Annotated in this window: 8 protein-coding genes; 2 read left to right on the top strand and 6 right to left on the bottom strand. The window is 40.0% G+C overall.

Translation table 11 applies throughout. The features are described 5' to 3' along the window. Nucleotides 1-10 precede the first annotated feature (10 nt). Nucleotides 11-553, top strand: coding sequence for a YcxB family protein (locus HDC90_RS12530; RefSeq protein ID WP_184466832.1), 543 nt, complete (start codon nucleotides 11-13; stop codon nucleotides 551-553). A 462-nt stretch (nucleotides 554-1,015) separates the two neighbouring features. On the opposite strand, the gene HDC90_RS12525 is transcribed toward HDC90_RS12530, so the two are convergent. The 4 genes from HDC90_RS12525 to HDC90_RS12510 all read right to left on the bottom strand — a co-directional run bounded on the left by HDC90_RS12525 (nucleotide 1,016) and on the right by HDC90_RS12510 (nucleotide 7,176). Then, entirely contained in the window at nucleotides 1,016-1,630 is a 615-nt protein-coding gene (locus HDC90_RS12525) for an HAD hydrolase-like protein (RefSeq protein WP_184466830.1), read from the bottom strand. Nucleotides 1,631-1,639: 9 nt separating this feature from the next. Next, nucleotides 1,640-3,016, bottom strand: a complete 1,377-nt coding sequence (gene mgtE / locus HDC90_RS12520; protein WP_184466828.1) for a magnesium transporter — start codon at nucleotides 3,014-3,016, stop codon at nucleotides 1,640-1,642. A 450-nt stretch (nucleotides 3,017-3,466) separates the two neighbouring features. Continuing rightward, the gene (porV, locus tag HDC90_RS12515; RefSeq protein ID WP_184466827.1) at nucleotides 3,467-4,639 is read right to left on the bottom strand and encodes a type IX secretion system outer membrane channel protein PorV; all 1,173 of its coding nucleotides are present in this window, start codon (nucleotides 4,637-4,639) and stop codon (nucleotides 3,467-3,469) included. Between the two features lie 86 nt (nucleotides 4,640-4,725). Next, nucleotides 4,726-7,176, bottom strand: coding sequence for a beta-galactosidase (locus HDC90_RS12510; protein WP_184466826.1), 2,451 nt, complete (start codon nucleotides 7,174-7,176; stop codon nucleotides 4,726-4,728). 513 nt (nucleotides 7,177-7,689) lie between these two features. Here HDC90_RS12510 and HDC90_RS12505 point away from each other — a divergent pair. Continuing rightward, nucleotides 7,690-9,387, top strand: a complete 1,698-nt coding sequence (locus HDC90_RS12505; protein ID WP_184466825.1) for a cellulase family glycosylhydrolase — start codon at nucleotides 7,690-7,692, stop codon at nucleotides 9,385-9,387. An 81-nt stretch (nucleotides 9,388-9,468) separates the two neighbouring features. Here the strand turns inward: HDC90_RS12505 and HDC90_RS12500 are convergent, their stop codons facing one another. Both HDC90_RS12500 and HDC90_RS12495 read right to left on the bottom strand, forming a co-directional pair. Further along, nucleotides 9,469-10,743 (bottom strand): alginate lyase family protein, encoded by a 1,275-nt coding sequence (locus HDC90_RS12500; RefSeq protein ID WP_221451843.1) that lies wholly within the window; start codon nucleotides 10,741-10,743, stop codon nucleotides 9,469-9,471. Nucleotides 10,744-11,293: 550 nt separating this feature from the next. Further along, on the bottom strand, nucleotides 11,294-12,961 hold the full coding sequence (locus HDC90_RS12495) for an alpha-L-fucosidase (RefSeq protein WP_184466824.1): 1,668 nt from the start codon (nucleotides 12,959-12,961) through the stop codon (nucleotides 11,294-11,296). Between the last annotated feature and the right edge of the window lie 30 nt (nucleotides 12,962-12,991).

Here is a 12,991-nt window from a genome sequence, read left to right as displayed (position 1 = left end):
AATATTCAAAATGACACTCAAATACACGCTAAGAGAAGATGATTATCTAAATTCACAGCTCTTTATTTCTTCAAAAAGTAAAATCACTAAAAAAAATCGTAAAAAAAATTACCTGATAGTAACCTTTAGTTTATTAATAATTGGATTTCTAATGCTTATTCGGGAAAATAATTTTTTCGCATATTATCTATTGTTTTTGGGAATACTAGCTCTTTTCTTATATCCAAAATACCAAGCATGGTTTTATAAAAGACATTATAGAAATCATGTAAAGAATAATATGCAAAACTGGTTTAATGAATCAAATGTCATTGAATTTAACGACAATTTTATTGAAACTTCGGATAAAACGGGGCTAGTTAAAATCAATATTACAGAGGTTGACCAAATCACTGAAATAAATGAATACTTTTATATCAGAACAAAATCCAATCAATATTTAATAGTTCCCAAAGATAGGGTGGATGATGAAAGTACTAGATTCTTTTTAACAACCTTAGCTAACAAATTAAATATTGAATTTGTTAGTGAGTTAAACTGGAAATGGCGCTAAGCAACCAATTTGTTGGTAAATGATACTTTATCAGGGCCTTCAACTATGAGAAACAATAATCGGTTAATCACAATCTCTTTTTTTGAGTTTGGTGTCAGAATCGAACTGACTACACTGGTTTTGCAGACCAGCACACATCCATTGTGCATACCAAACGATTAGAAATAAAAAAGCCGCTTATTACATTTGTAACAAGCGGCTTTAAATCTTTTTATGTTTCCTATCAGATAAATAAAGTCAACCCGTTACTTTTTGAGTAACAAAAACACGAGTTTAAACAATATTTTTCTGTTGTATTTTTCACAGCGTAAAGATAAATATACTTTTTTAATCGGCAAGTATTCTTTTTAATAAGAGTTGCCAATTTAAAATTAGAGGTATTAAGAAATTTAAGATAGATCTCTCCGTTTCGTTGATCTTCAGTCTAGATGACGATCTTCAGTCTAGATGACGATCCATTTATTAAACCTCTAACCCGTAAGCAGCTAACTGTGCCTTGGTATCTTCATAACTGCTATGATGAATGCCTCTTAGACCTAAACCTTCGGCAACCTGTACAAAAAGCATCCGATCGTCTATATATAAACTCGTTTCTACGTCACTCTGCGAAATATCGATCGCAACTTTGAAAATATCGGCATCGGGTTTACGAAAATGCACAAAGCTTGATGACACAAAGAAATCAACAAATTCATTCAGTTTAAAGGTATTGATACGGTACTGATTTAGCTCTCTTCCTTCGTTGCTGATTACGGCGACCTTTAGGTTATATTTCTTTTTTAAATTGCAGATTAATCCAATCATTTCCGGATAAGGAAGCGATTTTTTGAACATAAATTCTTTAAAATCATCGTAGGTAAAGCTCCGTTCTTCGAAGAAAACGATGCGTTCTAAATATTCATCAAGTGTAAGTTTACCCACTTCATAGGTATCGAAGGTAAGGTGATGGCGTTCTTCGAGATCAACCGAGTCGAGGTTAAAAAGTACCGAAGCCTCTCCCCTTGCCTGCCTATCCCAGCCATTAGTTAACAAAACACCCCCGATATCGGTAAAAAGTGTGGTAATTTTCTTTTGCATGATTTATATTTAAAGTAAAACGCCTTTTAAAATTAATACGGCTACACTGAAATAGATTACAATTCCGGTTACATCTACCATGGTGGCTACAAATGGTGCTGATGAGGTTGCGGGATCGAGTTTTAGTTTTTTCAAAATAATTGGCATCATTGAACCGATTAAACTGCCCCATAAAACAATTCCAACGAGGGTAAAAAATATAGTTGTGGCTATTAAAAACCAATGCGGACCATAATTATAGAGGTGTAACTCTTGCCAGGTTACAATACGGATAAAACCAATTGTGCCTAAAATGATACCAAGTAAAACTCCTGAAACAAGCTCTCGGCGCATTACGCGCCACCATTCTGCAATGGTTACCTCGCCTAAGGCCATGGCCTGGATAATTAATGTTGACGCCTGAGAACCGCTGTTACCACCGCTACTCATAATTAATGGGATAAAAAGAGACAGCACTACTGCCTTTTCGAGTTCGATTTCAAAATGCTGCATGGCTGTTGCGGTTAACATTTCGCCTAAAAACAGAACAATTAACCAACCAGCACGTTTTTTAACCAGTTTTAAAATTGGGATATCGAGATAAGGCTCATCCAAAGCTTCGGTACCTCCAATTTTGTGCATATCTTCGGTATATTCTTCGTTGGCAATCCACAAAATATCATCAACGGTAACAATCCCTAAAAGAATATTATTTTCATCTACAACGGGTAAAGCCACACGGTTGTTCATCCTGAAGATATTGATCGCATCTTCCTGCGGATCGTTTGCTTTTAAGGCAATAAAACGTTTATCGGTCAGTTCACCAATAATGGCTTCAGGATCGGCCAATAAAACCTCACGTATCCTGATATCATCCAACAACACACCATCTTTATCGATAACGTAAACAACATCGATGGTTTCGGAGTTTTTGCCATAACGCCTAATATGTGCTAAAACTCTGTTGATAGACCATTCTGGTTTTACGGCGATGTAATCGGGCGTCATTAAACGACCAATACTATCTTCTTTATAACCAAGGAGTGCGAGCGATTCTTTACGTTCTTCGGGTGGTAAAAGTGTGATCATTTTTTTTACCACATCACCTTTTAACTCACTAAAAAGTGCGGTACGATCATCTGGAGGCAGATCTTTGATAATCTGATTGAGTTTATTACCTGAAAGTTTTTTAATGATCCGCTCCTGGGTAGGAAAATCAAGAATACGAAAAACGTTTACGGCCCTGTTAAGAGATAAGGTTTCGATAAATTTAGCGGCATATTGTGGAAGTTCATCAATCAGTTCTTCAACATCCGAAATATTCAGTTGATCGAGATATTGCTTTAAAGCCTTATCATTTTCTTTTTCAAGTAGTTCCTGAATTTCTTCCACAACCATTTCTTCCATACACAGCTATTTAATTTGTTACATGCCTAAACCTCAATTAACGGTTCGCAAAGGTGCATTTTTATTTCTTAAAATGCCAACCTAAGCCCCTAAAATCGGCACCAGAAAGCCTAATTTAAAATTACAGGAGCACAAAGTCAATGCTAGTGAATGTTTGGGGCAATGATTTAATCATTTTTTAACATAAAATACATCAGGTTAAAAGAAAGGGTTAACTATTTTGCTTAAATACCGAATCCCTCCTGCCTTAATAGATTGTGAATCACTTTTTTTTAAAAGCAGAACAAAACTTAAATAACATATTTCTTTTGCAATAAATGAGATTTCCATCTTATTCTAAATAATTAATTTTTAACAGTAAAAGGCAAATCATTTGACTGAAACAAAAAGACAATGCGATATTTCAAAGCCTTCACAATCGTATGTTCACAAATTGAAGTTGTTTAACTTTTATCTGATCTTACTAAAATTTGCTTGCAAACCAAATCTTATGGTATTTCTTAGCGGACTCTGAACTGATCCTATCAGATAGGAGAAATCGAAGGTAAAACGGCTATAACGAACTCCCAAACCAAGGGTAAGGTAAGAAGCGTCTGCCTTTTGAGGATTTTGATAAAGGTAACCTGTACGCAGGTATAGTGTTTCTTTAAAACTGATTTCTGCCCCTGCAGATACGCCCACCTCCTGAAGTTCTTCCCTGAAACCCCCAGGTGCATCGCTGAAAGAACCAAATATACCGGCGGGAACAGAACGGTCAGGATCTTTACCTTTTACTATATTTCCATCAGCATCGTAAATGGGTTGAGTAGGTGCCATCAATTTATTAAAATCGAGGGCAAAAGTAACTTTTGTTGGGCCTTCTCCCATTTTTAGTGCAGAGCCAATTTTAAAATTTGCCGGGAGGAAATACGATTTTAACGAAGTGCCATAAATCATCTTGGTACCAATATTGGAAAGGCCAAGGCCAAAACTCAATATTGCAGGGGTTCCACCCAACTGGATCTCCGATTTTTCAAGCGCTGAAACATCTACCGCCACCGCTTTACCTGCCCTGACATTATTAACTGCCCCTCCTCCAATTAAGTTACTGTTAATGTAGCGCAAATTACCCCCAAGGGCAAATCCGGGACCGAGTTTTAGTGCATAACCTATGTCTAAAGCAAATTCGTTTGGATTATAAACGCCGAGATCCTGAAAATTATCATCACTAAAATTTACATTCCCGATTGAAAAGTACCGCAATGCAGCCGAAACCGTATTCCGCTCATTTAATCTGTAATAGCCCGTAAGAGATGAAATACTCATACCGGAAGCAAGCTGTTTAAGCCAGGGACTATATGAAAATGAAGCTCCTATATTTCCTTCTGGCAGAAAGGCTAGTGCCGAGGTGTTCATCATGCTAGCATTAGCATCTGCCTCAAGTGCAACTCCCGCATTTCCCATAGCAGCAGACCTGGGCTGTGTAGTAATAAGCAGAAATGGTACCGCTGTATAGATATTACTCAAACGACTCGCATCTGCCTGGACGCCATTAATAGACTGGGCATTAAGGCTATAATGCACTACAACAAGACTTAAAGAGAGCCAATACTTAAAAGGCTTAACTGGTAAATAATTTTTCATAATAGTTTCCTGGTAATTGACCGGTTTATTCTGTTCGTTCTTTATGCCAAAGTGCCTGGCAGTAAATTTTCAGCCTGTTTGCTTATCTAATTGTTATCGTTATTATAACTGCAGATTTCCATTGCCCTGATTACAGCGCCGTTAACGGTTTGCCTTAAGCCGAGCGTAATGTTATTTTTCTCTCCCTCTTTAAGATTCAGCCAACATTCGGGTATATAGAATTCCCGCTGTGGGCCAGCCTCCCAATGGCGGCCTATGTTATGGCCATTTATATAAATAAATCCATTACCAGAAGCATTGATAAGTAGCCTCCAGGTTCTTTTTCCATCATTTTTAGGCAGCGTAAATTCTGACCGATACCAGGTTAAAAGTGCATTTTGTTTTCCTTTGGGTTGCACGTTATTTCCTTTGCGTGGGATCTGAAAAGTGGTATCCAGTGGTATAAATTTCCATTGCTTGGTATCGAAGCCATTTTCAGTAAATTTTTGCGCTATACCAGATAAGTTAGGAGAATAATCCCACTCCAATTTTTTATCAATCGTCGTGGTACCGTCAGACAGGCCTGCAATGCGGATGCCGCAAAGTTCTTCCATCGGAAAATATCCATGTTCATGCCCTATATTCTCATAAACCAACCATACTTCATTATGGCCTTCTTTCAGTAGCCCGGTCAAATCAAATTGGTTATCGTATTCTGTTTCTTTTAAAAAAGTAAACGATTTGTCGCGCTGGCGGGTAACCTCTGAAACCCACTTTTCAGCAGGAAATATACGGGGAGCAATTTTGCCGTTAACTTCCATATTTATAATATCTCTCGAATAGGTATTGAATAACATCCGTGTATATTTACCAACTTCTTGTTTATTCAGATTGAAACCTGAACGGTAACGAACGTAGCGCAAATCATTTATACCCATTTCAGGTAAAGATTTCCCTTGGTATAAGGGCCGCCAGAGGCCTTGTGTATCTTCATTGTATTGTTGTATTGATTTAAAGCGAAAGCTAAGCGGCAAGGATACTTTTGCTATTGGTGCCTGGTAATACCACCAGAGACCTTTTTCAGCACTACCAGCAGGAGGAATGATCAATACTTTTGTTTCAAGCGGGCCCAAATCGTAACGGATTAAAAGGTCCGTTAATATCCCCTTTGTTGTATCAGCATTATTTTTACTTTTGATCAGGACTTTATTTTCATCCTGATCTATGTTGTACATAGGTTGTCCGGTATCGCTTTTACCCGCTTTAACAGTTGCAGTGCCGCTATTACTTTGTTCTGTAGAACTGTTATGCATAAATACAAAGCGTGTTCCATCTGCAGATATACGTTGTGCACCCACAATTTCAGCTGGAGCACTTTCAAAGCTGCATAAGCCACCTTTTGAATTAATAAGCTTATGCCCATACTTTTTAATGAAATCGCCTAAATTTTGTGCAGCATAATATTTTGGAGATAATGCCCCGTTTTCACGGATCGCCGCGTTATAATCATAAGTTGTGGTTTGCCCTCGGGCACCCCAGCCTGCAAAATGCGTTCCTCCAACAAACACATAAGGAAAAATACCTGTCGCACCTCCTGCAATTGACATCATTCCGAGAGCATAAAAATGTTTGTCGTTAGAGTAATGCTCTTCACTCAGTTTTCCCCCTACGGTTGCAAACCAACCACCTTGCAGCTCAGTAACGAATCCAGGGGCATCGGGTTGCTGTTGCTTTAAATCGCCCATGCGCTTTGCACAACTAATAGCATCTTTCAAACCAACATAATAATTATCGCAATCGAAAACCTGCGATAATAAAGGGTCTTTGCTTCCGCGGGTTTCAGATGTCAGACAAGTAAATACAGGTATCGTTATCCCTGCGCCACGCACACAGTTATACATACGCTGCAAGGCATGAGATTTATTTGTCGTTTTGTGTGCATTGTACTCATTTTCTATCTGTAAAAGAATAATTCCTTTCTTGCCTTTTTGTTTCGCGGTGATCTGCTCTTTCTGAACAACTTTACACACTGCTTTATACCAGTGATCGTGCCAGTCCAGATAGCGGTCATCGGCACTTCGAAGCCAAAAGCCCTCTACGTCATCAGGACGAAACTTAGCCAGCCAGCGGGGATAACCCCCTCCTGCAAATTCGGCACAGATAAATGCCCCTGGCCGGATAACGGTATAGAAGCCAAATTCTTCCTGAGCCATATGAATCCAGTCTGTAAGGTCTTTGAAATCAAATTGAGAATAGTCATCTAGCCCTTTTGGCATATTTAACTCACAAAGATTCCATGGAACATAAGTTTCAACTGTATTAAAGCCTGCTGATTTTATTTTGGAAAAACGATCACGCCAAAGCGCTTTGGGTGTACGGAAATAGTGAAAAGCTGCACTGTAAACAAAAGTTTGTTTACCTTCTATGTATAAACAGGCCCCATCGTACCTGATTTTATCGGGAAAGGGAAAAGACTTCTGCGGTTGAAGGTTTTGGGACTTTGATGACAAGGTTATTGCCATCATGATAAGGAACTGAAAAATTGTTTTTTTGAACATTCGAAAAAATAGGTGTTTAAATCTAATCTGGCTGAGAATAGATACTTTTACAATTGACAAAGCAAAATGAAAACAATACTCTATGTGCTTGGTCTTATTTGAAAAAAACAGTAAATAGAGCAGCATTATTGCTTTTAAAAAACTCCTCCAGATAAAAACGACAAGTAAAATTTTAATCCAAAATATTACTTATTTAATAGATACAATTCATAGTATTATATCTATAAATTAACCTGATAAGTCATCAAAACCGACCCACTATAAGACGGAATTAACATGTTGCTATAGCAACCATTCAGGCTTTCTGCGATAGTTAATAACAATTAATGGTATTGAATCTTTTTGTTTTTGTTTCATCAATTGTTTTTGCACTGTTACAAATTATGGCTAACATATGTAGATAATAATTTAACAAATGAGCCATTATATTTATACATAAGCTACTAATTTCGTTAACATAAGGGACTGAAAGGTGCTGCATCGACTATAAAATCACTAACCAAATACCATAATATGAGAACACTAAATTACCTAACAGGCATGCTGTTGGCCGTTTTAACGGTGGGCTGCCAAAAAGCAAAGATTGAAAACCCTACTGTCCTTCAATCTACAAAACGAGCGGTTACCATGCCAACCTCTACCAGTTATCCCAGTTATAATACTTCGCCGCAACCCGCAGACCAATCAGGTGTTGGCAGTACTGCTGCCCAGCTAGCTGCTAAATTTACACTGGGATGGAACAGCGGTAATAGTCTGGAAGCCATAGGTGGCGAAACCTACTGGGGCAATCCAGCAATGACCCAGGCACTTATTGACCAAGTAAAAAGAAGTGGATTTACGGCGGTACGGCTTCCCTGCTCATGGAACCAGTATATGGCTAACACCAGTACTGCCCAGCTTCAGCAATCGTGGCTCAACAGGGTAAAAGATGTGGTCCAATACTGCATAAATGATGGTTTATACGTAATCCTGAATATCCACTGGGATGGAGGATGGCTTGAAAACAACTGTACCACAGCCCAACAACCCTATGTAAATGCCATGCAAAAAGCATTCTGGGAACAGATTGCCACAAACCTGCGCAATTTTGATGAACATCTTATCTTTGCCAGTGCCAATGAACCAGCAGTTTCTGACGCTACGGGAATGGGTGTACTATTATCTTATCATCAAACTTTTGTAAACGCGGTACGATCTACCGGTGGTAAAAATAGCTACCGTACACTTGTAATTCAGGGGCCTAGTACTAATATAGACCATACCAACAACCTGATGAATGCTTTACCGAATGATTCGGCCCCAAATCGGCTAATGGTAGAAGTACACTACTATACGCCATTCAATTTCGCAGGGCTGGCAGATGATGTAAGTTGGGGAAATGCATTTTACTATTGGGGTAATGGTTATCACTCCACAACCAATGCGTCGCGCAATGCAACTTATGGAGAAGAAGGAGATGCCGGGCCACAATTTGCCCTGATGAAAACAAAGTATATTGATAAAGGTATACCGGTTATACTCGGGGAGTACGGTGCAATCAAAAGGCCCAATACTTTATCGGGCGATAATTTAACTTTACACCTGGCCAGCAGAGCTTATTATATCAACCATGTTACCCGGCAGGCAGTGCAATATGGATTAAAACCGTTTTATTTTGATGATGGATCTTCAGGAAACAATGCATTCAGGATCCTCGACAGACAAAATATTGGTTCAGCCGACCAACAAGCTTTGGCAGCGGTTGTACAGGCAGGCCAAAATGCCAGCACTTCAAGCATTCAGGCCGGACAAATTTACCAGATTTACAACAGGTATAGCTTTAAAGCTCTTGAGGCTGCCGGATGGGGCAGCTCAAACGGAACAGTTGCACAGCAATGGCTATATGGTGCTGGCGCCAACCAACAATTTAAGGTAGAAGACGCGGGCAGCGGATTATTCCGTCTTACTCCTGTACACGCACCTACCAAATGCCTGGAAATTAGCGGATTTAGCACTGCTGATGGCGGACAGGCAGCTTTGTGGGATTACAATGGTAGTGCTAACCAAAAATGGTCTATACAAATAACCGACAATGGCTATTACCGGATAACGAATGCGAATAGCGGAAAAGCCCTGGATGTAACGGGTTCATCGTTAAACAATGGAACTGCGGTTGTACAGTGGTCGTATTCGGGTGGAAGAAACCAACAGTGGGGATTTGTAAAAATCTAAAGAGCAGGCCCTGCGGTTAAATTTAAGACGTATTATTTACAACAAAGGCTTCATCTTAATCGATGAAGCCTTTATTATTATTTAACGGGAAAAGGTCAAGGTACCGAAGCCTAGCTGATCGTAGCTTCCGCTGGTAGAACCGTAGTCTCCGCCTCCTCCCTCAGGTCTCACCTTTTCGGCAAATTGGGTTGTATATGGGGCAGACTTACCTTTTACCTTCACATAATAATTGTAAACCAGCTCCCATCCCGGACGGATGTTACCCCTACCACCACTTGAGATGACCGTTTGATTTGAATTTTCACAGTTATTATAAGTGGTAAACGGAACGGTGTTGGTGGTATTGATGTTATAGGCTGCTATATATTCGCTAACCCCTAAAAGTGGTGGATTAACATGACTCCAAGGGTTATAATCAAAAAAGTTCTGACCCTGGTTATACAGCATCTGGCAAAAGGTTCCAAAAAGCGGAACCTCCATCGTGGCATGTCCCTGGTCTCTCCCTGCCTCCTGTGCCTGGTCCATACCATTTGGATAAGTTGCTGTTGTTACCCTTCCGATATAGGCGGTACCAGCTCCACTATGCTGGTAATAATTTATTGCATAATTAATTTTGGCCACATCATCACAAAGAATGCCAATAGCTAACACCGTGCATAAGTTAGACATATCCCAGTTAAGCCAGTAATGAGTGCCGCAGGTGTTGTTATGCCTGTTCAAAAAATCGCTCGAAACCGGATAGTATACATTAAGCATGAAATTTTTAAAGGCCGTAAAATCTGCTGCCGACCAACCGCTGTAACCACGCATAATTTCTGCAGCATTTGCCCACTGGTACCCTTGCAGGCCAGCCGCCAGTTGTTTGTTGCTATCACCATCAATATACTTGCATTTAACCGCCCAGGCATTCATAATGGCTACTGCGTTCGCGCCGCAGGCGGCATCGCCTTTAATTTTCCATCGTAAGGCATTTTGATAAGCTGCGGCAGCATCCTGGCATGCCTGAATGTAATTTTCTCCTCTTCCGCTTGCTGCTCTTCCACGCACAATGGTATCAACCGGCCGCGGAACATAGGTGGAAGCAGAACGGCCATTGGCGACCAGTTTATTCCAGCCATCCAGCCAGGGTTGTGCCCCTGCATTTACCTTGGCTGTCATTCGGGTAAAATCAGCTGCAGAGTGAAGCATGCCAGGGTGTACAACAGTAGTTACCTGCCCAAGGGCAGTAGCAACCATTTGTTTTCCGGGCAACAGACTGGTGCCCAAATTTGCCGTATCCTCAGCAACGATTGGCTTACTGCATCCAAATGACAGTAACGCGATGCATAGGATGATTTGATTCTTTTTTGTTTTCATAGGTATATATAATTGAAGATTAACTACTCTATTTAAATTAATCTAATAGTCTGCTTGTTCTAAAGGTTATACGCTTTTTTAAAGGCAAAGGTTGCCGGATTGGCCGTACCAGATGTGACAGGTACTGTTCCGTACGTCAGCTGCTCTTTGTAATACATGGTGATATGCTTCTACCCTATTGTAATTTTACAAGGATTCATTAAAAAACAGCGTTTAAATTGCCAAGCATATCGATTTATAGTCATTAACGGTGATTTTTTCGCTTTATTTCTTATAAGACAAAACCAGTATTTTTCTATACTCTTTCTGCATGATTTTTCTTAAAAAAATCAACGCAACAGGTTGAAAATTTGAAATTTAAGCAAAAAATCAATTATTTATTTGTGCACCAGGACGGTTACAGGATTTCATTGCGTAGACTAAATTAATTCAGTGGTATCAAGAGACAATATAGCAACCAAAACTCTTTCAGGAATAGTAAAATACAAAGATTGGATCACCAATACAGGTTGATCCAATCTATAACTGTTAAGCAATTATTATTTTAAGCTTATGTAATTTTCAGGGCATTAGCGTAGGAAGCTTGTGGCTGATTTGCGGGAAAATAAACCTTTAAACCTTGTGAATTTCTTTCAAAACGCAAATTTTCTTTGGTGGCAAGCAGTTGCACATTGCTTATTTTTCCGGGATAGTTTGATGATCCCTCGGCCAGACTGGAAATCAAAACCGAACCTTCGGCCGGCCAGCCCATAACCGTAGCAAACAGTTCTTTTTCTTTAACGGCAAACCGGATATCTTTATCACTAAAAGGAACACCTTTACCTTCATTAAACCCTTGTGCGCTTAATTTAGGGGATTTTTCCTGTGCGGGGCCTTCTCCAAAAATTTTCCATGGCCAGGTACCATATATACTCTCTCCGTTCGCTTTCATCCATACGCCAATATCTTCTACAACCTTACGCTCGAGTTCATCTATTGTACCATCACCACGCACCGGGATATTGAGCATTAGGTTACCATTTTTGCTCACCACATCAATTAAGGTATGGATGACCGTTTTTGCCGTTTTATAGCCATTTCTGTTGTAAATTCCCCTTTCGTAATGCCAGCTTCCTATACAGGTATCGGTTTGCCAAGGCAGGGGCTCAATGTTGTTGCTCTGCCCGCGTTCTATATCCCATACCATGGCCTTACGTTGTGTTTCGGTAAGTATTTTTCCGGTAACTACCGCGGTGAGCTTGCCTTTATCCTTAATACTTTTGTTGTAAAAGTGTGCGGCAATTTTTAACCCTACATCACTGATTGGCCACATAGGCAATTGTGAATCGTCAAAATATATCATATCCGGGTGATATTTGTTAATCAGATCGATAGTACGGTTATAAAACTTGTTGATGTATGCACTGGTAGGCGGTGTAACACCATTGCCCCAATCCCATTGCTTGTGTATAGTTCCGTTATTCAGGCTGTTTTGACTCAGCTGATGATCCTGTGCATAAAGTTCCTGTGGATCAAGCCCCTCCCACCATTTACCTTTCCCATCGGCTTTTGTAAGTTTCCCATCGTATGGAACACCTGCCATAGGGCCGTTTTTGTCTGCACGCTGGCTGGTTTCAAACCAGCTCCAGGCGTGTGCAGCATGCACACTAACACCAAATGGCAGTTCATGTTTTTTAGCGGCAGCAGCCCAGCCGCCAATGATGTCTTTTTTCGGACCTACTTTGGTAGAATTCCAGTTCTTCTGGTATTTACTCTTGTAAAGATCCAGGTTATCGTGGTGGTTGGCCAGCGCCATAAAATATTTAGCCCCAGCGCTTTTATATAGTAAAACAAGCGATTCAGGGTCCCAATTCTCTGCTTTCCAGACATTGATTACATCTTTAAAGCCGAATTTAGAAGGGTGTCCGTATTTTTCAATATGATATTTATACTTCCAGCTTCCCTCCATATGCATTTCCCTGGCATACCAATCGCCGGCTTCCGGTTGGCACTGGGGCCCCCAGTGCGCCCAAATGCCAAATTTTGCATCCCTAAACCATTCAGGGGTTTTATAATTAGCGAGCGATTCCCATGTTGGGGAGAATGGCCCTGCGAGAATTTTCTCTACAAAATCTTTTGCTCCATCATTATTATTTGATTGAAATGCGGAAAGTTTATTGGAAAGTAAAACTCCAGGAATACCAATAGCAAGGCTTTGGATTAGTTGTCTGCGGTTCATAAAATTTGGTCAGTATTAATTGTTAAAACA

Origin of the sequence: Pedobacter sp. AK013 (genome assembly GCF_014205835.1) — a bacterium.
Classification (GTDB): domain Bacteria; phylum Bacteroidota; class Bacteroidia; order Sphingobacteriales; family Sphingobacteriaceae; genus Pedobacter.
The sequence above is the reverse complement of the archived record's forward strand: the minus strand, read 5'-3'. Positions and strand labels throughout refer to the sequence as shown.